This is a genomic window from Parasphingorhabdus sp. (assembly GCF_048267785.1).
GTDB lineage: Bacteria > Pseudomonadota > Alphaproteobacteria > Sphingomonadales > Sphingomonadaceae > Parasphingorhabdus.
Window position 1 is genome coordinate 24,392 of the sequence record NZ_JBLWWU010000022.1, and the last position, 22,232, is coordinate 46,623.

The 22,232-nt window shown below is 54.1% G+C and carries 23 protein-coding genes; 12 read left to right on the forward strand and 11 right to left on the reverse strand.

Annotation, left to right across the window (positions count from 1 at the left end):
- Positions 1-29: 29 nt before the first annotated feature.
- On the reverse strand, positions 30-1,310 hold the full coding sequence (locus tag ACN0VD_RS15235) for a hypothetical protein (RefSeq protein ID WP_417595775.1): 1,281 nt from the start codon (positions 1,308-1,310) through the stop codon (positions 30-32).
- A 427-nt stretch (positions 1,311-1,737) separates the two neighbouring features.
- Between ACN0VD_RS15235 and ACN0VD_RS15240 the strand changes: the two genes are divergently transcribed.
- Positions 1,738-2,880 carry a Fic family protein gene (locus ACN0VD_RS15240; protein WP_417595777.1) on the forward strand — a complete coding sequence of 381 codons (1,143 nt, stop codon included), beginning with the start codon at positions 1,738-1,740 and terminating at the stop codon, positions 2,878-2,880.
- A gap of 124 nt (positions 2,881-3,004) precedes the next feature.
- Here the strand turns inward: ACN0VD_RS15240 and ACN0VD_RS15245 are convergent, their stop codons facing one another.
- Together ACN0VD_RS15245 and ACN0VD_RS15250 are read right to left on the reverse strand one after the other, a co-directional pair.
- Positions 3,005-3,562: a thermonuclease family protein gene (locus ACN0VD_RS15245; protein ID WP_417595779.1), complete on the reverse strand. Its 558-nt coding sequence runs from the start codon at positions 3,560-3,562 to the stop codon at positions 3,005-3,007.
- A gap of 64 nt (positions 3,563-3,626) precedes the next feature.
- Positions 3,627-4,130: a hypothetical protein gene (locus tag ACN0VD_RS15250; RefSeq protein WP_417595781.1), complete on the reverse strand. Its 504-nt coding sequence runs from the start codon at positions 4,128-4,130 to the stop codon at positions 3,627-3,629.
- Between the two features lie 254 nt (positions 4,131-4,384).
- On the opposite strand from ACN0VD_RS15250, the gene ACN0VD_RS15255 reads away from it, so the two are divergent.
- The 4 genes from ACN0VD_RS15255 to ACN0VD_RS15270 all read left to right on the forward strand — a co-directional run bounded on the left by ACN0VD_RS15255 (position 4,385) and on the right by ACN0VD_RS15270 (position 7,351).
- The gene (locus tag ACN0VD_RS15255) at positions 4,385-4,633 is read left to right on the forward strand and encodes a hypothetical protein (protein WP_417595783.1); all 249 of its coding nucleotides are present in this window, start codon (positions 4,385-4,387) and stop codon (positions 4,631-4,633) included.
- A 175-nt stretch (positions 4,634-4,808) separates the two neighbouring features.
- Positions 4,809-5,444 carry a glutathione S-transferase family protein gene (locus tag ACN0VD_RS15260; protein WP_417595834.1) on the forward strand — a complete coding sequence of 212 codons (636 nt, stop codon included), beginning with the start codon at positions 4,809-4,811 and terminating at the stop codon, positions 5,442-5,444.
- Between the two features lie 387 nt (positions 5,445-5,831).
- Complete coding sequence (locus ACN0VD_RS15265; protein ID WP_417595785.1) at positions 5,832-6,545, forward strand: TorF family putative porin; 714 nt, start codon at positions 5,832-5,834, stop codon at positions 6,543-6,545.
- Positions 6,546-6,559: 14 nt separating this feature from the next.
- Complete coding sequence (locus ACN0VD_RS15270; protein ID WP_417595787.1) at positions 6,560-7,351, forward strand: hypothetical protein; 792 nt, start codon at positions 6,560-6,562, stop codon at positions 7,349-7,351.
- Positions 7,352-7,360: 9 nt separating this feature from the next.
- Here ACN0VD_RS15270 and ACN0VD_RS15275 read toward each other — a convergent pair whose 3' ends face one another.
- The gene (locus ACN0VD_RS15275) at positions 7,361-8,995 is read right to left on the reverse strand and encodes a PP2C family protein-serine/threonine phosphatase (RefSeq protein WP_417595789.1); all 1,635 of its coding nucleotides are present in this window, start codon (positions 8,993-8,995) and stop codon (positions 7,361-7,363) included.
- A 111-nt stretch (positions 8,996-9,106) separates the two neighbouring features.
- Between ACN0VD_RS15275 and ACN0VD_RS15280 the strand changes: the two genes are divergently transcribed.
- From ACN0VD_RS15280 to ACN0VD_RS15295, 4 genes are read left to right on the forward strand one after another with little or no spacing between them, the layout of a single operon-like run.
- Positions 9,107-11,737, forward strand: a complete 2,631-nt coding sequence (locus ACN0VD_RS15280; protein ID WP_417595791.1) for an MFS transporter — start codon at positions 9,107-9,109, stop codon at positions 11,735-11,737.
- Positions 11,727-13,001 (forward strand): histidine kinase, encoded by a 1,275-nt coding sequence (locus tag ACN0VD_RS15285; protein ID WP_417595793.1) that lies wholly within the window; start codon positions 11,727-11,729, stop codon positions 12,999-13,001. Before ACN0VD_RS15280 ends, ACN0VD_RS15285 begins: the two co-directional genes overlap by 11 nt.
- Positions 12,998-13,387: a Crp/Fnr family transcriptional regulator gene (locus tag ACN0VD_RS15290; RefSeq protein ID WP_417595795.1), complete on the forward strand. Its 390-nt coding sequence runs from the start codon at positions 12,998-13,000 to the stop codon at positions 13,385-13,387. Before ACN0VD_RS15285 ends, ACN0VD_RS15290 begins: the two co-directional genes overlap by 4 nt.
- A complete protein-coding gene (locus ACN0VD_RS15295; RefSeq protein ID WP_417595797.1) occupies positions 13,384-14,646 on the forward strand; it encodes a hypothetical protein in 1,263 nt (420 codons plus the stop codon). The genes ACN0VD_RS15290 and ACN0VD_RS15295 overlap by 4 nt, the downstream gene beginning before the upstream one ends.
- Here the strand turns inward: ACN0VD_RS15295 and ACN0VD_RS15300 are convergent.
- Positions 14,620-14,952 carry an STAS domain-containing protein gene (locus ACN0VD_RS15300; protein ID WP_417595798.1) on the reverse strand — a complete coding sequence of 111 codons (333 nt, stop codon included), beginning with the start codon at positions 14,950-14,952 and terminating at the stop codon, positions 14,620-14,622. The genes ACN0VD_RS15295 and ACN0VD_RS15300 overlap by 27 nt on opposite strands.
- A gap of 123 nt (positions 14,953-15,075) precedes the next feature.
- On the opposite strand from ACN0VD_RS15300, the gene ACN0VD_RS15305 reads away from it, so the two are divergent.
- From ACN0VD_RS15305 to ACN0VD_RS15315, 3 genes are read left to right on the forward strand one after another with little or no spacing between them, the layout of a single operon-like run.
- A complete protein-coding gene (locus ACN0VD_RS15305; protein ID WP_417595800.1) occupies positions 15,076-15,498 on the forward strand; it encodes an ATP-binding protein in 423 nt (140 codons plus the stop codon).
- Between the two features lie 49 nt (positions 15,499-15,547).
- Complete coding sequence (locus ACN0VD_RS15310; RefSeq protein WP_417595802.1) at positions 15,548-16,012, forward strand: SET domain-containing protein-lysine N-methyltransferase; 465 nt, start codon at positions 15,548-15,550, stop codon at positions 16,010-16,012.
- A gap of 8 nt (positions 16,013-16,020) precedes the next feature.
- A complete protein-coding gene (locus ACN0VD_RS15315; RefSeq protein ID WP_417595804.1) occupies positions 16,021-17,250 on the forward strand; it encodes a diaminopimelate decarboxylase in 1,230 nt (409 codons plus the stop codon).
- On the opposite strand, the gene hemN is transcribed toward ACN0VD_RS15315, so the two are convergent.
- The 6 genes from hemN to ACN0VD_RS15345 all read right to left on the reverse strand — a co-directional run bounded on the left by hemN (position 17,229) and on the right by ACN0VD_RS15345 (position 22,104).
- Positions 17,229-18,575: an oxygen-independent coproporphyrinogen III oxidase gene (gene hemN, locus ACN0VD_RS15320; RefSeq protein ID WP_417595836.1), complete on the reverse strand. Its 1,347-nt coding sequence runs from the start codon at positions 18,573-18,575 to the stop codon at positions 17,229-17,231. The two genes, ACN0VD_RS15315 and hemN, sit on opposite strands and share 22 nt — an antisense overlap.
- A gap of 129 nt (positions 18,576-18,704) precedes the next feature.
- Complete coding sequence (locus ACN0VD_RS15325; RefSeq protein WP_417595806.1) at positions 18,705-19,460, reverse strand: Crp/Fnr family transcriptional regulator; 756 nt, start codon at positions 19,458-19,460, stop codon at positions 18,705-18,707.
- A gap of 35 nt (positions 19,461-19,495) precedes the next feature.
- Positions 19,496-20,713, reverse strand: coding sequence for an NnrS family protein (locus tag ACN0VD_RS15330; RefSeq protein ID WP_417595808.1), 1,218 nt, complete (start codon positions 20,711-20,713; stop codon positions 19,496-19,498).
- 2 nt (positions 20,714-20,715) lie between these two features.
- Positions 20,716-20,970, reverse strand: coding sequence for a hypothetical protein (locus tag ACN0VD_RS15335; protein ID WP_417595810.1), 255 nt, complete (start codon positions 20,968-20,970; stop codon positions 20,716-20,718).
- Positions 20,967-21,191 carry a hypothetical protein gene (locus tag ACN0VD_RS15340; RefSeq protein ID WP_417595812.1) on the reverse strand — a complete coding sequence of 75 codons (225 nt, stop codon included), beginning with the start codon at positions 21,189-21,191 and terminating at the stop codon, positions 20,967-20,969. The genes ACN0VD_RS15335 and ACN0VD_RS15340 overlap by 4 nt, the downstream gene beginning before the upstream one ends.
- Positions 21,192-21,405: 214 nt before the next feature.
- Entirely contained in the window at positions 21,406-22,104 is a 699-nt protein-coding gene (locus tag ACN0VD_RS15345; protein WP_417595814.1) for a helix-turn-helix domain-containing protein, read from the reverse strand.
- Between the last annotated feature and the right edge of the window lie 128 nt (positions 22,105-22,232).

The following is a 22,232-nucleotide window of genomic DNA, read 5'->3' on the forward strand; positions in this document are numbered from 1 at the left end:
TTTTGTTGATCTGAATAAGTAGAAAGAAATTATATTCTTACCCAATTTGGTAACGCATCCAAATACAGCAACTCCTCCCTGAGTACGGGATTAAATGCTTCAGGTAATAATCTGCGGAGCAGGCGCCATTCCGGCGAATTCTCGTCTGCTTGATCATCGTCGCTATGGCGTCGCGTATGTTCCCAAACAGTTGACTTGATCGAAGGACCAATAGTGGTGTTTTCGATCAGCCGCGTCAGCAGGTTCGTGTAGCGCGCGAAGTCTCCGTTATGCAGGTAAGTGTTCAGCATTGCAGAAATACTGCTCTGCTCGCTTGCATAGTTGACGACCTTACCGCTCGCCGCCGTCGCGACTATCGAGAACGCGGCCGCGAGCAGCAGACTTTCGGGCCGGTCAAGATCGTTCAACCGCTTGAAACGGTCTTTCCACTTTTTGAGTGCTGCAAACCAAGGACCGCGAATTTCATCGATCTTGTCCAGATGCGGCTTCACGATTCGATCTTCATGATAAGGCAGCTTAGAGCGCGGTACGGTCAACCCGTCAAACCGCACAAGCATTGGCGGATCGAGCTCACCGTTGGCGTTGCGAAGATAGCAGGAAAGCAAGAGCGTCTTTTGTTCGCGCGATGCTGCAATGGCTGCTGGATCGAGGACGAAGGCGTTTCCGCGATGGCGGCGGATCACGTCGACGAAACTCTGCGGCAAATCGCCAAGTGTTTCGATGCCGAACAGAATCCAGAGCAACGGGATGCCCTCTCGTTCATAGTGTTTACACCGTGCCGAGATTTCCGTCTGGAACGTGCCGGACATTTGGAATTCGACCGCAAACGGGCCGTAGTCCTCCCATTCCACGTATATGTCGGGATAACGACCATGCTCGTTGTCTGTCGGCGGTAGATACTCGGCAACAGTGTGCACGATATAGCGATCATCAAGAGCGACGAGTTCCCCTACTTGCTCGCACATTTGTCGGTGGAAAAGCGATTCCTGCCGGCCTTCGTATTGAGCCGCCCGTGCTTCGTCAGGATTAAGGTTACGTCCCTGATACCACGGACAGGACTGGTCGCTGCCTGAGTAGTGCCAGAAAGCTGGCCGGGGGATGCCACGCGACTTTGGCGCGCGGATATAGACTTCGCATTCGCAGGCCATGCACTTGGCGACGAGGCCGTCTTTACCGTTGCGCCGATCGGTGATCTGGTCGCGCAGGAGGCCCCAACTATCGTCAGACATCGCGAGTAGATCATGGGCCGTCACCGGGCCTATGCGCTCAATAATCGCCGCTTCGACAATTCTCTGGGGTGCCCTTGCCATTTCGTTAACGTATCGCATGGCCATATATTGGCAAGCCAAAGCTCGGCCAACTATTGCCTATTTGTAAATTACATAAGGTCTGCTCATGGGCACGTGCAGATTGGGTTTTAATGTCCTGAATTGGGGGGTGATTTCAACTGATCGTCGCAACACAAGCACCGAACCGCTCGGCGGGCGCTTCCGGAAAGTCTACTTTCTGAAAGTTGTGATGGCAAAGCGGTCATTCAGTAGGAACTATGAGTCACTCCAGATTGGACGAATGAGTCAACTTGGCTGGCATCAGGAGGTTTGATTTGGCAAAATGGTTTCTGACATAAGAAATATCTTATTGTAGAAACTGCCATGGTTTCTGAAATAAAGCTTGCGCCCCGCGCGGTTTCTGACATAAGGATGTTCATATCGTAAAAACAACAGGGCTTTCTGATATATGGATTTGGCAGACTTTGTTTCCGGCGGGTATCAGGATGAATATGAATATAGGAGCTTCCGGCCAAACCCCATTCATCATCCGTGGATCATATCTGATCCCGATATCCAGCTATTGCTTGGTGCGGCAGATCGCGCGCTTGGTGAACTGAATGCCTTTGCTCAATTAATCCCCGATATCGAATTTTTCATCCGCATGTATGTTGCCAAGGAGGCCACGCAATCAAGCCGGATCGAAGGAACGCAGACCAATATCGAGGATGCGTTCAAGGATGCGGATGATCTGGAACCCGAAGAACGCGATGACTGGTCAGAGGTGCAGAATTATATCGAGGCGATAAATCACAGTATCGCGCGACTGGAAAAATTGCCGCTGTCCAACCGGCTATTGCGCGACACCCATGCCATATTGATGCAAGGTGTACGGGGTGAGCATAAGATGCCCGGAGAATTTCGCGCCAGTCAGAACTGGATCGGGGTCAGCCTGAAAAATGCGGTGTTCGTGCCGCCAAATCACGAGCATGTCCCTGAACTGATGAGCGATATGGAGCGGTTTCTGCACGACGAGGCAATCATGGTGCCGCCGCTGATTAAAATTGCGATTGCGCATTACCAGTTCGAAACCATTCACCCGTTTCTGGATGGTAACGGGCGTCTGGGACGATTGATGATTTCTCTCTATCTGGCTTCCGAAAATTTGCTGATAAAGCCAGCGCTTTACCTGTCCGACTATTTCGAGCGGAACAAAACCGCATATGTCGATCACCTGATGGCAGTGCGCCAGGGCAATCATATGCGCGAATGGCTGACTTTCTTTCTCCATGGTGTGGAAGAAACGGCGCGAGCGTCCGCCGGGGTGTTCCGGGAAATACTCACTCTGAAAGAGCACATCGAGCGGGAAGTGTTGCCCCATTTTAGCCAGCGACGACAGGCCAATGCACAGGCAATGGTCCACCGTCTTTATGCGCGTCCTGTGGTTGATGTGAAAGGCGTTGCCGCATATCTTGATACGACACCCAACACCGCTTCATCGTTGATCGACGACCTTGTAAATCATGGCGTATTGCGGGAGATAACAGGGCAGCGGCGCAACCGCCTTTTTGTGTTTGATGATTATATGAATCTTTTCCGAAAAGTGGATTGAATAGTCATTTCCAAACCCAGTCCGGCGTCACCTTTCGCCATACTTATACTAGCTATTCAAACAAGTCCGATGGAACGGGCATGTGTGCGATGCAATATTCACACACCGATATCATTTCACATATCTAAAGCAATCGGCCTTGCCCATCATTTACGCGCTTCCGGCGCTTCTGACGTTTTTTGAAAACCCATGGGGGCTCAGGGTCATCCATCGACCAGAGGCCACGCCGATTTTGTCGGGCATCATCTTGCGCTTCAAAATACTCGGCTTCCCGATCAAACGTATATTGCTCAATTACCCAGGCCCAGCCGTTGACGATCATTTCCAGCTCGATATTTCGGGTAGCGGGCCGACCGCTCTTCACTGAACCGGCGTGACATTTGCCATTCATGTAATATTCGATCCTGCCAATATCCATCTGCTCGGTCAGGAAACCCATACACAGCACCCGTTTGTATGGATCAATTGGCATATAGTCGTTAGATTCCTTGCCAATAGGGTCAAGACTCAGCGGTTTTCCGGCTATCAAGTGATTTAGGAAATCTCTCGATTCTGGACCAAATGGCTGGTCGATCTCAGGGGCATCTATGAATGCGAAGCGAAAGGGAATTTTTTGAATCCAAGTCTCACGCGAAGGATGCCAGACATTTGCAAGGAAGCCGTCGCCATCAAATACTTTCACGACATTTGCCTTTAACGCATCGTCAGGGGAAACCCTGTTGGGAACGTCAGGAACAATGATCATGTCAATTTGATACCGCTAGGGAGCGGTCAAGCATGTAGTTAAAATATGACAGATCGATAAATGCGCGTCGGCATGCATCGGTTGCTTGGGTAAAATGCTCTAAATCATCCAAGGTATAACGCACTCGCTTACCATCTGGTTCTTCATACCCACTTACAACACATTCGATTGATCGACCATCAGTGTCTGAATGTGTGTCGCCTCCCCAGAGACCGTGCACGATGATATTTCTGATAGCTTTGATAGCGAGTGCCTGCTCAACAACAGCGTTTGCGATATCGATTTGATCGTCAGAAATCCCGGTGCGATTTAATAGGTTCGACCAAGCCTCAAGCCGCTTTTTCAACTCACCCCTTACCGGCTTGGGTTGATCGCCAAGAGCTTCTCTCATTTCGACAATGGATTTTGATAATCCCTGCTCCAGCCAGCTCCAATAAAAAAGGAAAGAGCCGACCTTTGACATGAGGTCAGCGAAGGTTACAAACGATTGAGATTGGCTATTCATGGGTTGCGAATTATAGCAAATCAGTGCACTTTTCGTTTAATACAAAAAATGGCAGTTTCATGGGACGTTCGTCCATTTTCTGGCAAGGTAGTTGGACTCGAACCCAAATCTAAATGCACTTTTGGGGGCCTAATTGGGGGCCTCAATTAAACAAATTCCAGAAAAATTGATTATAAATAACAGGTTGTTGAAAGTCTCTGGTCCTCTTCTGGCCCTATAAATATGTTCGCCACATACCGAGGTTCGAAACAACGGTGACGACGGCGCTCTACAATATTGTAGATGATCCCTTGGAGACAATGGACATTACGCAAGAATATCCGAAAATTGCGAAACAGCTGGCAGCGCAATTAAAGCAATATGACGGGATAAAATCGCTCGCCGAGACAGGTCCGCGACCCGAAAGGCTTTTTCAAAATAAAGACGGCAGCAATAATTATAACCTCCGGCTTCCGGAAACAGGGATACCTTGGGTGGAAGCGGACAGGGAAAGTTCAAAATGACCGACGAGAAACGTCTCAAGATCGGGCTGCTCGTATCGAGATGGGTATCGCGATCGTTTAAATTACGCATTGCATTACCCCTGATCCTGGGCAGAAGGCAGTCTGCCGATTCTTCGCCACATAAATTCTGCAACAGTAAATCCAACCAAGTCAGAGGAAGCTGCATATGGCTACAATGAGATTATACCACCAGCCAGGCGCTTGCTCCAGGGTCACAATGACGGCTCTAGAGCAGATCGGTAACCCGTTTGAAGATGAACTGGTTTCATTGGGTTCGGGCCAGCAGAATTCGGTGGAATATCGCGCGATCAATCCAAAAGGGAAGGTTCCGGCCCTGGTGGTAGACGGGCAGTTGATAAGCGAAAACGGTGCCATCCTGTGGTGGCTTCACCAGAATTTTCCGGCAGCTGGCCTTTTCCCCGAAGTGAATGACAACTGGAGCCAGGCAATGCAGATATCAGATCTGTTCTGGCTTTCTTCAGGCTGGCATCCCGCCGTTCGTGCCAATCGCGCTCCCACACGATGGACAACCGGCGATATTGAACCGGTGAAGGAGCGGGGCCGCGAACTGCTCAATGGACCGATCGCACAGCTTGAAAACCGATTGCAATGCAACGACTGGTGGTATGGTGACCATTGGTCAATTCTCGACGTGTATTTCTGCTGGAATTATTCGGCAGCTGAAGAAGGCGGCTATTCGCTCGCCGGACTGGAAAGCATCGCGGCGCATCGCAAGCGGGTGGAGGCGCTTCCGGCGTTTCAGCGGGCTCTGGCCCGCGAACAAGCAGCAGAGGAACGGGTCGCAAAATAGTCGGACCTGACAATAGCGTTTGGTTTGCTCGGATAGTGACGGATGACAGCCATAGCCGGTCAAGCCATCCGATGAGCGGAACAGGTCATAAGACAGGCCCAAAATATAGCATTCATAGCGGCGAGGGATGATCGGGGATCACTTAGAGATGTAGCGAATATATCAACAATATATCAGTGGGTTAACTGGATAACTCGAGTGTCTTCGGTTCCGCGATTATTGTTCGTATGAAATATTGTAGCTTGAATAATTTACCTGATGGGCGGGCGAATAGTGCTTCCGAACAAGATTTCTAGATAGCGCGGGAAGCAGTGACGCCCAAGCTGGTTAATAATTATTTATGGGCATCGTGGTAAATGCCGGACCTAAACAAATCTAGAGGTGCGGATGACACGTTTGAAATTCTATTGGGTGGTGAGCGCTGCCGTTGGTCTTGCTGGCACAACACCAGCCCAGGCGCAGTCGACCGTGGAGAACGAGAGCGTTTCGCGCTTTACCCTGTCCGCCAATGCCGCGATCGTTTCGGACTACCGTTTTCGGGGTATAAGCCTTTCCGATCGCGACCCGGCAATTCAGGGGGGTGTGGATCTAGGCATGGACAATGGTCTGTTTCTGGGAAGCTGGGCATCCAGCGTCGCGGATACCGGCGGTTCCAATGTCGAAGTCGATCTCTATGGTGGCTATGCCGGATCGGCGGCTGGGTTCGATTATACGGTAACGGCGCTGGGATATTTCTATCCGGGCGGCAGCGGTGTAAATTATTATGAAGTCAGCGCGGGTGTGGAAAAGGGTGTGGGTCTGGCGACGCTGGGCGTCGAGATTGCCTATGTTCCTGATCAGAAGAACTATCCCGGCGATAATGTCTATGTTTCTGGTACAGCGGCAGTGGCCATCCCGGAGACGCCATTTTCCGCAACCGCGCGTGTGGGCCGGGAAACCAGCGATTTCATCAAGAAATGGGACTGGGAAGCCGGCATTGCCTATGCTTTCGGAAAATTCACGACGTCGTTATCCTATGTCGATAGTGATTATGGCGGTGTGGGTGAGGCTGGCAGACTTGGCCGCAGCGGTCTGGTAGCGTCTGTTGCAGTGGATTTCTGAAGGTCAAACTGAACATGCTACGTCTCTTCCTTTCCGTCGACATGGTTGGCTCAACCCAGTTCAAGGCAAAATTCAGTGGCCGCGCCAGTGATGGCTGGCTCGATACGTTCCACACTTTTTTCACGCATTTTCCGCTGATGCTTGCCGGCCAGCTCGGCTTTGAATTTCTCGACAAGGAGGAGACACCCGCAGTTGATGTCTGGAAAATGATGGGTGATGAAGTGATCTTCATGGCCGAGCCCTCGAGCGCGGAGGAACTGGCGTCTATCCTGCGGACCTTGTTGCGCACCATGAAGCTATACGAACAGCAGCATTATGCGAAATTGCCGCTGCGATTGAAGGGCACGGCGTGGCTTGCCGAATTTGGCGAACATAATATCGAACTCGATATTCCCGAGCTTTCGTTCAGTGAAGGGGCGCCTCATGTCGACTTTATCGGTCCGGACCTTGATCTCGGCTTCAGGCTTTCCAAATTTGCGCGGCCTGCCAGCCTGGTTCTCTCCCTTGATCTTGTCGAGCTGCTGCTGGAGGCAGACAACCTGTCATCAATCGCGCTCTATCTCGTGGGAAGCGAGGAGTTGAAAGGGGTTCTGTTCGGCAGGCCCTATCCGATCATCTGGATGGCGGATGCGGAGACCGGTTTCGATTTTCTCCCGTGGGAAATTGAAACCTGTTCGATGACCGCGTCCGTAACCGATGCTTCGCCCACCGACAATGAAACGCTGCGCCGTGCCATTGGCGATATGCGGCTATATCTGAGCAAGATGCATGGAATCGAACGGGGACCGTTCCGGATCGGTCACTAAGCGTCCCGGTCAACTGTCGGCTACCGGTGTTCCTTCGTAACAGACGACGAGGATCGCAATATCATCCGATTGAGGCACCGCACCGACAAATCCGCGGACATTTTCAGCCAGATTTTCAGCAATAAAGCGCGCCGAGAACTCGGATCGCGCAGTTGCGAGCGCCGTTTCGATACGGCTGGTGGTGAACAACATGTCGTCGGCGTCGGTTGCTTCGGAGACGCCATCCGTGAACAGGACCAGCGCATCTCCCGGACGAAGCGGGAACCGATCGGTCTTGAACGAAGCATCGTCAAATACACCCAAGGCAATCCCCTGATGTTTGGCCAGACGCTCGACCGACCCATCGGCCCGGACGATAAACGGTGCCTCATGGCCACCATCGCTATATTCTACCGTTCCATCGCGCAGATCGAGGATGCAGGCGAAAACGGTTACGAACATTTCCGCCGCATTCTCGCGCGAAAGTTCGGAGTTGACCTTCTCCATGATTTCGCCGGTCGAGCTGGACGACATGGCGTGCGCTTTGAACAGGGTGGTTGTCATCGCCATGAACAGCGCAGCGGGAACGCCCTTGCCTGACACATCGCCGACCACGAAAAATAACCGGTGATCGTCTATCAGGAAATAGTCGTACAGATCGCCGCCGACTTCTTTGGCGGATTCGAGCATCGCGAAAACGTCCAGCTCGCCATGTTCCGGGAAGGGTGGAAACTTGCGAGGCAGCATACCGATCTGAATATCACGCGCGGCGGACAGTTCGCCTTCGACCCGTTGGCGTGCGGCCGTGGCGACCTCCATTTCAACCAGATAGCGTTGCAGACGGGAAATCATGGCCGCCATGGCCTCGGCCAGGCTACCGACCTCGTCGCCCCGGCTCTGGCTGATCCGCTGCATTGCAGCCATTTCCTCTTCGTCAGGCTCAAAACTGCGCTGCTCCATATTCCGCGTATAGGCGGTTAGACGCACGAGCGGTCCGACAATGCGCGCTATCAGCAGCAATCCCACAGCCATGGCCAGAGCGAACATCATGATGCCGATAAGGATCGATTTCACCAGAGCCTGATGCAGCCGTTTGTCCAGACTCGCGAGATCGATGTCGGCCCCGATGACGTGAATTCGACCGTCTTCACTGCGGATGGGTTTGTAGATCGACCGGAAGGAGCCAAAGGAGTCATGATATTCGTCGAACCGGACACGGCCGTCTTCAAAGCTCCGGTAGAGTTTTGCCGGAGCGGTGCTGTACAGGGTGAAATATCCGGTCTGCGCGCCGTCTTTCAGTTCGGATGGTGTGGCGCTGGTGGCGACGGTGCGGATCTCATCGCCAAATTTCATATAGGAATAGACATAGACGAAGCCGGAATCGTTGGCGAAACGGGACAGACGCTTCTGCACCTCGTCAAATTCATCCTGTGGAATGGAATCGGGTCCTTCGATCCTGCTATGATAGCCTTCCGGGATGATCTCGCGTGCGGCATTTGCGGCAGCGGACAAACGGCCGTCGATACCCGCAATGATCTCTGATCTGCTGTTGGTATAAAGTGCGGTGGTATAGGCGAAGGCGGAAATGAGGTTCAGGGAGAGCAGCAATAAAACCAGTTGTGGCTTCAGGCCAAACCTGCGCTTGCGCTGTGCCGTCTCAACCATGTCTGAAATGATACCCCCCGATGCCCCGAACCGACTGAATAGCCCATTCTAAAGGATTTAGTAAAAGGAATTGATTAAGAAAAACGGATGCCAGCGCCATCGGGGGGATAATTGCAGAAATTTTTTAATCATATCTTCCGTCTGGAACAGGGCGAATGGCCAAAGCTGATTCAGTTCGGGCTGTTCGGGTTCCTTCTGCAAATGGGCATGGGCATTGGTTTCAGCGCGGGCGACGCGGCATTTCTCAGCAATGTCGGTGCCGATAGCCTGCCGGTCATTTTCTTGCTCACGCCCATTGTCATGCTGCTCTACACGGCAGTCTTCTCCTATCTTCTGGTCCGGTCTTCCATTGGTAACATGGTGGATTTCACGCTGGGTGCGCTGATCGCTGGTGGCGCGATGCTTTGGGCGCTGCTCGATGCGGGTCTCGATCCAGAATGGCAGACAATTTTATATTATATCCTCAAATTGTATCTGGCTGTCTGGTATATCGCACTTTACACGCTATTCTGGAACTTCACCGACACCTATTTCGATATTCAGGATGCCAAACGCCTGTTTCCGCTGTTTGCAGCATTTTGCGCGCTTGGCACGGCCACGGGGGCGCTGTTCGTCAGCCTGTTCGCGGGATCGATCCCGATGCACTATTTCCTGCTCATATGGGCCGGAATCGCGTTGCTCACCGCACCGCTCGCCCGGTTTCTGGGGCGGCGCTGGGGACAGATCGCCGAGAATGATATGGCGGCGGCGGAGGATGACGGCAGCACCGTGAACCAGCTGGCCGAGGTCGGCCGGGCATTTCGCAATTCCCGCTATGCAATTGTCCTGACCATGACATTGTTCCTTACATTGTTGATGACCAATCTTGCCGAGTTCCAATATTCCAAAGTTTTGCAGGATGGCCGGAGCGAGGCCGAACTGGCATCGCTTCTGGGCGCGCTCTACGCCGCGGCCAACTTCTTCAATCTCGTCGTATGTCTGTTTGTTTTCAACCGGCTGGTCGCCCGGTTCGGCGTACGCAATGTCGCCTTCATCCAGCCGCTCACCTATTTTGAGGTCTTCGGCTATTTTTTTCTGCAGGGGGGAACCGGCGCCGCCCTCGCAGCATTTTTTGCCTATCATGGCGTTCTGACCTCGATTCAGTACAATAACGAAAACCTGCTTTTTAACGCGGTGCCCTCGCACGTGAAACGGCCTCTGCGAACGGTGATGGAGGGCATGTGCGAACCAGTTGCCAGTCTCGTTGCGGGCGGATTCCTGCTCTATGCGGCGAACTATCTGGATATGCGGGAGCTATCGGGTATCGGTGTTATCACTGGTATCGTGCTGATTGCCGTGGTCGTGGCGCTCCGCCAGCTCTATCCGGCAGCCATGGCTGCAAATATGCGGTTCGGCTGGCTGAACTTTGGTGATCGCAGCGCGAAATCGCCGCAATATGATCCCGACGCATATGATCTGCTCGAGACGACGGCACGGATCGATGGCGGGATGGAAGGCGATATTGCCCGCCGTCTGTTGCAGGCGACGGAGCCTCTACCACCGCCTGCAAAACCAGCCGCCGATCTCGAACACCTTGTCCCGCAACTTGATGCAAGTCCAGAGGACCGCGAGGCGGCGCTGAACAGTCTGATTGCTTCCGCCACTTCCGAAGATTTCTATCTGATTCCCGAGCTTGCTGCCCGGTTGCCGGATCTGAACCAGGAACAAAGGCTAAGGATCATTGATCTATTCGGTCGGATCAGTGATGTCGAAGCCATACCGGAAATCCTCGCCGCAGCCGGCGGGCTTTCTCCCCGCGACCGGCGGGCGGTCGCTGCGATCCTCGCGGCAATGGGAGAAACCGCCATCCCGCGCTTGCTGTTTGCCATGGGCGACCGAACCACAACCTACCGCATCCGTTCGATAGCGGCACGGGCTTTGGCCGAACTGTCTTTGGCGCAATTTATGTCGCATCTGGACGGGCTGGTGCAAACCGAACTTCGCGACACCGGCAGGCTGCTTGCCAGTGCCGACAGGCTGGAACGCAGCGATCGGCAGTCTGCGTCTCTTGTCTTGCTTGCCCGCACCCAGCGTGCGCGGGTTGCAGCATCAATCGATTTCGCGCTCGAATTGCTTTCGCTTGGCGGACGGTTGCCCAATGCCGACTTGTTGATCGTATCGCTCCATTCTGCAAACGCGAAAGTGCGTGGTAACGCCATTGAAACTATCGAAAGCGGTGTAGATAACGCGACATTCCGGCAGTTGGAACCATTGCTGAGAGCTCATGGTCCGGCTGCTGGCGAGGAAAGCGAAAAGGGCGATATAGACGGTCTTCTCGCAAAGGCTCTGCTAAGCGGCAGGTCGATTGAAGCGGCCGCTGCGGCAGATATACTTCACGAACGATTGGATGAGGCGACATTCTCCCGTCGCATGCACCCGCTTGTCTGCCCTGACATGCCTTGGGTCCTGCGCGATCAACTGCTTGCGCTTTACGGACTCGCAAAAACGGGTTGTCCACCTGCTCTCCAGATTCTGCAGGCTTTGAGCCAATCAGAGGAGTTTGGCAGTGCCACTCTCGAATCCTTGTTGGCGCTTGCGGAAAAAGCCAAATGGTCAGAACCCTCCGGACCCGCGTTTCAGATATTGGTCAAAGATAGCCCGGCCTGGATTCTCAACAGTGATATACGTGATATAGCAACACGCTATTCCGATCTCGCTCTTGTCATGCTCCGGTCGATGGATGGTCGCCGATATGCCGCGTAAGACCGTTCCGATCAAAACGCTTTTACTGCGTATTTTTGTCCCCGCAGTGGTCCTCGTGTCGATGCTACTCGCCCTGTTCGTTTATAACTGGCTCTACAGCACGATCATTGACGGCTTTGACCAAAAGCTGACCACAACCAGCGCCCTTACAGGAGTGTTGATCGATCCTGCTGATCACGATCGACTGATACATGCCGCCTTTGCCCAGGAAGATGCCGATGTGGTCGAGCAGTCTCCACCCTATTTGCGAAACGTTATCCCGATCCGGCGGATCCGGTCGAAACTGGATTTGACCTATCTTTATAGCCAGGTCGCCGGAGGATCGCAGGACGTAACCTATATCCTCGATGGTTCGGAAGGGGATGATCATTCACCGATCGGTTCGGAAGATGACTTGTCCGATATGACGATGGAGGGCCTCGACAATGCAGAGGCCGGCAAAGGGATTTACGTTTCGCCGATCGAATATCAGGAGCAGTGGGGCTTGTTGAAGACAGCCCTCGCACCGGTTTATGGCAGTGACGGGCAAATAACCGCGACCGCAGGCGCCGATGTGAACATCTCGGTGATCCAGGTGGCTACCCAGAACACCCTGTTTGCCAGCGCCCTGATCGGCATTGGTTCGATACTGGCATGCCTGCTGGTGGCGCTGATGATCGTGCGCAGAGTGGCTGAGCCGATCGAAGCGCTCAAGGATGATGCGCTAAAATTTGCGGCTGGCAACGGCCATGCTTCGTCACTGGCGGCGGGACCGCGTGAGGTGTCCCGTTTGCACGATGCGCTGGCGGCGCTGGCCAAAAAAATGGGCGTTGCGACGGCTGCTCGTCAGAGGGCTGCTGCAAAGCATGAAAATGATGCCGATAGTGCCCTGCTGCTGAAAGACGCTCGGCGGAACGGCGAAAGGATCATCTACCTTACCGAACGGGACGGTGCGCGCATCTTCTGGATTCCGGGCGGTGATCAGAATGTTGAAACTGCGCTCGCGTCACGATCAATGGTCCGGCTGGTCGAGCGTTTTTCGACAAACCCGGCGCTCGCGAAACACTGGCGGAGGCTTGCGGATAAAAATCACGGCGCATGCCTTGTGGTGAATGATCGGCAACGGTCGATTGAGCTTGTCGGAAATGCAGACGTTACCATCCGTCGCGATGGTCGGGAGCTTTCGCTCAATCCCGAACTTCCCATGGTGTTCGACGCCGCGGTCGATGTCCTGCGGATCGCTACGGGTGGTTATCAGAGCCTTGCAAAAGGTCAGGTGCAATGATCGCGATCGACACAGTTCGTAAATTGTTTGTGCTCAGCGCGACCAAACCGTTTGATGTGCTGACCGAAAGTGAGCTGTTGCTTATCGCAATGCATGCGCATCATCGCCGTTATGCATCCGGCGCAACGATATTTGCCGCTGGCCAGGTTGCGGACATGCTGGTCATAACCCTTGCGGGCGAGGCACAAGTTCGCGGTGAGCGCGGTCCTGCCATATTCGACCCCTCATCAGCCCTCTTCGGCCTGCCGGTTCGCGATGCGATTCTCGCCGGTCCCGATGGGCTGGAGGCTCTCTGTCTGGCGAAACCGCACCTTTTCACGATTGCGCGAGAATGCCCCGACTTTGTCGTCGGGCTGGTTGCGCTGGAATCGGATGACTTAGCATGAAAATCCGATCGATCATCATCATGCTGACGGTTCCACTATTTCTTGTCATGGCGTCGGTGAACGGGGCGCTGCTCTATTTTCAACAGAAAGCGGAAATGTCGCGTGCGCTGGGCGAGCAGGCACTGGCAGCAGCGGTGGTCACTGCCGAATTTGTCGCTGCGATGGAGGATCCGCAGCAGGAACTGGCCAGGCCGCTCAGACGTCAGGCCATGGATGCAGCGAGCCGCCGGATCGTTGGCATGCAAGCCATTTATCTCGTCGATGCTGACGGCGCAGCGATACCGCTTACAACGGATTCGGTTGAGTGGCTGCCGCAGCCCGATGCTCCTGTTGTCAGGGAGCGTATTGCCCCGACGATGACAGGAACTGACGGATCGCGCTTCGTTGCAGCCTTCGCTCCCGCCGCCAATGGGCGCTTTATCGCCGTGCGGCTGGACGCCGAACCAATGTTTGCGCAAATCGAGGAAATCAAGCGCGCAATCCTGTTGATCGTCCTGGGTGCCAGTATATTTGCCGCCGGGCTTAGCTGGTTCGTCGCCCGCCGTATCGAACGCGAATTGCGGATTAACGGCCGGTCGCTCGCCGCGATTGCAGCGGGCAAAACGGTTTCCGGTGAAGATGGTTTGCGGATCCGGGAAACGCGTGATCTGGCCGATGCTGTCCGGCTGATGGGAGCGAGCCAGAGCGCTGCCGAAATGCGCGATCGCCGGGTTGTGGCAAGGAATGACCGGAAGCGGAATCTTGGCGAAGCGGTTCTCAGATCGCGGGCTTTGCTATTCAAGCCTTTGGAACAGGAGGCTGCCGGTGCCCGGATTGCGATGCGCATCTCCCGTGACGCGCCGTCGGGAGCATTTTTTGCCCTTGCCGCTGTGGATGAAGCAGCAGCAGCGGTGATTGGCTGTTGTGCTGCCGAGGACCCGGTCAGCGCCCTTGCCCAGGCAACCGCAGCGCGGCGCTTTATCGAAGCCAATTGGATCGATATGGGGGCAGAAAATTGCCTGGCTGTTGCGCGTGAGGCCTATCGCATCGAAGAACTGGTTAGCGTTGCGTGGCGAAGCGATGAGCTGCCTCAGCCAGATGAGCGATTGCTCTGCATTGCCGATGCGGACGTTGCTGCCGCTGCACAGCGCTATATATCGGCAAATTCGGACGCGACGCCGGCAGAATGGCTGGCGGCAATCGAAATCCTGCTTGCTCCATCGGGCATATTCATGGCGGTCGGTGCGTCGGGCTCAGCCGATCGCAGCCAGCGCGCTTGAGATATCGGGTTCGATAGCAAATATGCTGGTGAAACCGCTGATGTCGAAGACTTCCTGAACCGATGGCGAGAGACCGGATAGAACCAGTCTGTGCCCTGTGGTTTTCGCGATTTTTGCACCTTTCAACAATACGCGCAGCCCGGCCGAGCTGACATAGGCGACATCGCTGAGGTCCATCACGGTTGCGTCATTGACCTGAACCCGTTCGGGAAGGACCGTTTCGAGTTGCGATGCCGTGTTGCTGTCGATCCGGCCAGAAGCGACAATCACCAGCGCCTCGGGTTTGAGTTCTTCGCTGATCTGCATCTATCGCCTCTGTGCCAATGGTTTTGTCTATAGGTTCTATGTTAAAGAGATTGAGAAATTTTTCCACTCGATTAAGCTGGTTTCAGGAAAATTATATGGCAGGTGCAGGGATCGAGGCTCACGATGTCCAGTTTTGAGCGCACCCTGAAAGACGGGCGAGGAGGTTTTGCGGGGTTCCTCGAGGCCATCGAAGCCTATCTGGATGAACAATGCGTTCCGTCCGCAACTGCGGCACAGCTGATGATTGTCTTTGACGAGGTGATCAGCAATGTCTTCAGCCATGGAGCTGATGGCCGTAAGCCGGCGGTACATGTCAAGATCGATGTTCGGGAAGATTCTGTCAGCGTTGAAATTGCCGATGACGGTAATGCATTTGATCCTCTCTCCCGGCCGGAGCCTGCCACCGATCTGCCCGTCGAAGACAGGGCGCTTGGCGGGCTGGGTCTGCATATCGTGCGCAAACTTATGGATGATATCGTTTATTCCCGGGAGGATGGCTGGAACAGGCTACGATTTTTTAAAGTCTTCCCGTTAGAGACCACTTAGCGCAATCATGCGCTGGTCATCAATGGCGTCAGACAGGGAAAAGCTTGAAATGTATCAGGAAACATCATCCGAGCTATTTACTCTTCGTAATCCGAATGATGATCTGGCGATTTGCTATGATGAAGCGGTCGGCATTGGCGTGGTTGCCAGAGTCAATTTTTCCAAGGGCGATCTGCTTGACCGTTTTACCGGTAAAATCGGACCGGAACTGACCCAGCACAGTTTGCAGGTTAGTCCGGGCTGGCATATTTCCGGCACCCGTTTCGTCGGCTATATTTCCCATGGTTGCGATCCGAATTGCCGACTCGACATGCAGCGTCAGGAGCTGATTGCCCTGCGCGACATTGCTCCCGACGAGTTGCTCAGTATCGATTATGCAGAAACAGAGGATCGGTTGTTCACCAATTTTTCCTGCAACTGCGGCGCCAAGAATTGCCGCGACTGGATCGTCGGGCGGATCGAGGCGGGCGAGCCCCCCGCAAACGATATAAACGACGCCGATCATCGGCTCTAGACCGGGTGATGACAATATCGCCAGGCCTCCCGCTCCGCGAAGATTTCTGGTGGGAGCGGAATGATCTGCATTATCATGACGACCGGCTTCAATTCGCCGGCCATGATGTCGGCGCCCTGGCGGCGGAAGCGGATGGACCGCTCTATCTTTATTCTCTCGACCGGGTAGCTGCCAAGCTTGATACCCTTTTGCAGGCGCTTGACGGAACCGAATGCACGCATCGCGTCTATTATGCGATGAAGGCTAATCGCTTTGCGCCGCTCCTGAAAATGATGGCGAGGTCCGGAAAGTGCGGCGTCGACATTTGCTCGCCGAATGAGCTTGATCTCGCGTTATCCTGCGGTTTTGCTGCGAAGCAGATCAGCTTCACCGGAACCGGTGTCGCCAATCGCGATCTCGATCGGCTGCTCGTTCATCCCGAACTGGTTATCAACTGCGATTCCATCGGCATGATCCGGCGGATCGGCGAACGCGCACCAGGGCGCGCCATCGGTATTCGCGTCAATCCCGGTCTCGGTACCGGCTATGGCGATAGCGCCCTGCTGACCTATGCAGGCGCGCGCACCACCAAATTCGGCATCTATCGGGAGCAATGGGCCGAAGCGCTGGATATGGCGCGCAGGTTCGATCTGAAGGTTACGACATTGCACTTTCATGTCGGATGCGGATATCTCGACGGCCAGCTCGCAAGTTGGGAAGAGGCCGTCGCTGCCGCACTTTCATCTGTTGCGGAATTACCCGATCTGGAAATGGTCAATGTCGGGGGAGGCCTTGGTCTGCCGCACCGCGCAGCCGAAAGGCCGCTCGATCTGACACGCTGGTCCGCGATTTTGCGGTCACATTTTTCCGGAACCGGTCTGACCGTAGCGGTCGAGCCGGGTGATTTCTTGGTCAAGGACGCCGGCATGCTGGTGCTCGGTGTCACGGATGTAGAGCGCAAACGTGATACGCTGTTCGTCAGCGTTGATGGCGGCTTCAACCTGCACCCCGAACCGGCCTTCTACGATATGCCGTGCGAGCCGGTGGCCTGTTTCATTCGAAGTCGTGATCCCGCCGATTGGCAAAGCGCTACCATCGCCGGCAATATCAACGAGGCTCTCGATATCTGGGGAGAGGCGGTCGCCGTACCGCCGCTTTTCGAAGAAGACCATATCGCGCTCCTCAACGCGGGGGGCTATGGCGCATCAATGAGTTCGAACCATTGTATGCGCGGGGACTATACCGAAATTGCCCTCTGAACAGGGACCGGGTGGTTCGTGTCTTTTGCTTCATGTGCCGTACGAAACTGATCAAAAAGTGATGCAATATGCCTTGCATAAGGTCTTCCTGCCCCGGTAATGAACAGTGCGCCGTCACGCTGGCTGATCAGGCCTTTGCTCTCAAATACATCCAATATCCCCGGCTCCGCCAACATATCGAGGGCGTCGTCGTCGACCCGCCCCTGACATAGCAAAGACGAGATGATCGTTCGCCGTTTTTGTGCTTCGTCGTTCAAAGCCACTCCGCGAACGGCCGCCACCTTTTCGGATGAGACCATCGACCGATACCGTCCTACATTCTTTTCATTTTGAACCAGAAGGCCTGGCAAGCTGCTGATCGCACTAGCGCCGAAACCCAGCAGAACATCATTCGGGTCATCGGTAAAACCCTGAAAATTCCGATGCACCCGACCTTCGGCGGCAGCTATGGCGAGCGCGTCGGTCGGCAAGGCAAAATGATCAAAGCCAATCGCAACATAGCCTGCTTTGGTAAGCTGCTCATAGCCCATTGCACTTTGGGCAAAACGCAGCTCTGCATTGGGCAGGCTATTGCCATCAATGCGCCTCTGCCGCGGTATCATCTCGGGCATATGGGCATAGCCGAATAATGAGATCTGGCTGGGTTCAAGGTGAATTGCCTGCGCCAATGTTTCATTCAAATCCCTAAGAGACTGGTTGGGCAGGCCATACATCAGATCAAAATTAATGGCTTCAATTCCACGCAGACGCAGAGCCGACACCGACTTTTCGATATCGGCCAGCGGCTGTACACGGCCTATGGCTTCCTGGACATGCGGCGCAAAAGTCTGCACGCCGAGGCTCACTCTGCGGACGTCGGCCGCAGCCATCGTCGACGCCCATTCTTTGGAAAAGCCGCGGGGATCGAGCTCAACCGATATTTCGGGTGTGCCAGCATCAAATATTGTTATGATCCTGTCCAGCAGGCGAACAAATTCTACGGTTGTGATTGCGTTCGGACTTCCCCCGCCAAAGGCAATCCGGCGAATTTTTCCCCTTCCACTGAGCAAGCGCCCAGCAAGCGCGATTTCGCTTTCGAGCGCGTCGAGATAGGCTGTTAGCCTCTGGGTTTTGCCCGCTGCACCGGTGTTGCATCCACAATACCAGCAAATGGATTGGCAATAGGGAATATGGACATAAAGTGAGAGCGGCGTCCCTGATCTTATGTCATATAGGGCCCGGACATATTCGTCCGCATTCACGCCCCCATGAAACTCGACTGCAGTGGGATAGCTCGTATAGCGCGGCACAGGTTTTGCCAGCAATTCTGGATGATAAGGCCACATGGCGAAGCCGATAGGCGATGGGAGCACGATGCGCTTTGATCTCGGTCAAAAACGCTATTCAGAAAAGGGCCTGGAATGGGGCAATTTGATTTCCGATTTTCGGCGAAGCCCCGGTTCCCCTGCCTTGACTCATTCTACTTCTGCAAGTGCTTTCAACCGGTCACGGTCCTTGATGATAACTGTGCGCCGGTCCGGCAGGTCTAGGATTCCTTGTTTGCGCATAAGGGTAAATTGGCGGCTCACGGTTTCTATCGTCAGGCCCAATATATCCGAAATTTGCTGGCGGCCCATCGGCAGCTCGAAACGATCAAGATAGTGGGTAACAGGAGCGCACCCATTCATACTCAGACGATCAGACAATTCTATCAGCAGGGTAGCCATACGCTCATTTGCAGATTTTTGGCCGAGCAACGTCATCCATTCGCGTGCGCGATCCAGTTCATCCAACGTCCGCTGCAGTAATTTATTCTGCAAGTCGGGATGTTCGCGCGCAAAACTGTCAAAGGAAGATCTTGTGAAAACGCAAACCTCTGCATCCGTCATGGCGGTTACGCGATAAGGGCTTTCCTTGCCAAACGGTCGCCCGATAAAATCGGAAGCATACACCACGCTGACGATCTGCTCTCGTCCGTCCTGCAGGTTCACCGACAGTTTGAGTACACCATCGATAACATTGCCGACAAGAGGAGCCGGATCGCCCTCCCACAACAAAGTTTCACCGCGTTTCATCACACGTTTGTGGCCCAGCTTGCCCATCACCTGCAATTCACCGGCGTCAAGACTGGCACAAATGGCCCGGTTGCGAACAACACAGGTTGAACAGTCGCTCATGGTCGATGACCAGGCATGATTGTCAATGAACGCAGCATAATGAGATTGTTCCATTTGCAATTCGGTTCAGAATTTCGAGCACCTGTCATTTAGCCGGGCTTTCCATCGGCTCGTTTTGACAAGTACATGCCCGCCTGTCGCCAAACCCATGGCGTGACAAGCAAGACCCAGATCAGGCCCGCCAGAACAAGCCAATGGCCATGCTCTCCGCGTGCACCGGCGACAATTCTGGCGACGGCGGCGAGCTGGATCCCCCAGAATGCCAGCCATGCTATACGGTTCATCGCCAATGGCCGACCAGAGTGGCCCAATGTTACTCGCGTGACCATGGCGATCACAAGGCTGCCCGCCATCCCGATATACAGTGCATGGACCGGCGCAAGGGCCAGTCCAATGCCGGATGCGGTATATTCGATCAAACTGGCAACGGCAATCATCGCGAAGCCAATGGGAGCCCATGCAAAACCCCATATCAGAACCATGAAAAGCCCCGGTGCCTTCTGCGATGGCCACCACCGCCGCAGCAGTATCGCGGTGAGCGCGCAGAGCACTGATGCGCTGACAAACCGCATCGCATTATAGCCGCCAAGCGAAAACAGCAGATGTGCGATGAGAAAGATCCATAATAGCGCCAGCACCCAATAAGGTCGCCAGCTCACATAATCTTTGACAACATTGCTTCCAAAGAATGGAATCATCCTGTGCGCAACGGTAAAGAATATAGGCAATAGAAAGCCGAACGTGCCGATGCTGCTGGCAACCAGATAGGCTTGACCATCCAACGTTATCAAGAAGACAACGGAAAAACCGAGGCCCGCGAGACTGAGGCATAAAGCCGCAAATGCAGACCATGCATGCCAGGTAGGACCCTTGCCGTCGCGCCTTTCTGCCAGGATCAAGAGAACCATATGCCACAAGGCAATCAACCAGCCAAAGCCAGCCACGCACAGGGCGGCTGCCAGCCAATAATGCTGCCCGGCGAACAGCGCATAGTAAGCCAGTATCGACGCGATGATGAAAGCGCATCCGACCGGTAGATATTGTATCTGGCGCAGATCAGCATAGCCGATCCAGCGCGGGAAGACGGTCAGCAGAAACCCAAAAAAGAAAGCAGGGAGCATGATGTACAGCATTACCGGAGCGTGCTGAAGCGCGGCGGGAAAATCATTCGACGGCATGCCGATGGGCCAGATATGAATATCAAACAGCGTTGCCGTCCACCACATCATCAGCAACGCAAAATTCAACACACCGGCAAGGAACAGCGGGCGATGGGCTGCAGCGAAAAGTATCGCCAAACGCGCCACTATCAGATGAGCCCGTGGCTACCTGCAACAGCGCCCATGACCGTTAGCATTGCAAAAATAGTCAAAACCCGGTGCAATCTTTCCATTTTCAGAAAATCACGACCGGGCTCTTTGGATTCGGCCATCCGGCGATGCAGGAACAGCGGTTCCACCACAAAGAGCATGACCATGAACAGCAGCCAGATTATGATCATCGCCAGCATCCACCAAAAACGAATATCCAGAAACCGGTCCCAAAGGTCAGCGCGCCAGGTCATCCAAAACCCGCTCCCGCCAGCAAGCAAAACCCATATTCTCGCTTGCCAGGCAAAGCCGTTTTCCAGCTTGTGGAAATTATGCAAGCGGTCATCGCTGTGCGATTGACGCCGGATTGACGCCGGATTGCCGGCATCGCAACCATCGTTACGAAAGCGACCCCACCGATCCACAGCAGGACGCTGGCGACATGGACCACTCGCGCTATCGTATAATCATCCATCTCATTCTCTTGTATGAAGCATGGCCTTATTATCGTCTCTGATAGTGCGGTCTCTCTTGATATAAGTCAATTATTTCCTGCCGGCCGAGATCAACCCAGCCGGTGCGAAAAGAATTCGGCACAAGATAGGAAGTCGATGGTTTCGCCGCCGATATTACCAAGGCATGCGTCTCTATCGAGCCAAAATGAAAACCTGCCGCAAAGGCTGTTGGATCTAGGATATATATTTATCGAGAAACGGATCGGGCCGGGCAAATTTTACGAGCGCATCATGATCTGTGATTTCGATATTTGGGCCATCGACGGATACGCCATGCTTCGATAGCGCGCTGAGCGCGCGCGAGAGATTTTCTGGCGTCATTCCCAACAGGGAAGCCAAGAGCTTTTTCTCGCCTCGCAGTTGCAGGTTCCTATCACCATTGTGTCTGTGGCTTTCGAGCAAGAGGAAATTTCCCAACCGTTCGGTCGACTGCCGCAATTTCATGTCTGTCAGGGCGCGCACCATATTCCGGTAGCCGATCGCCAGTTCGCGCATCGCTTGCTGCATCAATGCACTGTCCTGCTTTATCACATCGCGCAGCAGGTCTGCCGGGATCAGCATCACTCTGGAAGGTTTCAACGTGCGCGCAGCCATGAGAAAAGGCTGATCGGTAACCAGTGCTGCGAGGATGAAACTGGTCACCGGTTCAACAATCGCCAATGTCGAATCCCGGTCCGCATTTGATGTGAACAGTTCGACCAAACCATCGACAAGAACAAAGAGGAAATCGGGTTTCTGACCAACGTCGAACAATGTGAGTTGCGGGGGAAATACCTGCAACAGCGACGCGGCGAAAACACGTTCGCGCTGGTCTTCATTCATTTCAGCAAAAAGAGGCAGCTGGGCTATTTCTGGACGTTCACCTGCACGCAAAGCTATTTCCTCAACGCATGATACTCAAACAAATCGGGTAAATTGATTTTAATCAACTCGCGAAATGATCATAATCTAGGCATGGCCTGAAACTTGTCAGGCAACAAGCAATTTCTGGTCATCTGTGC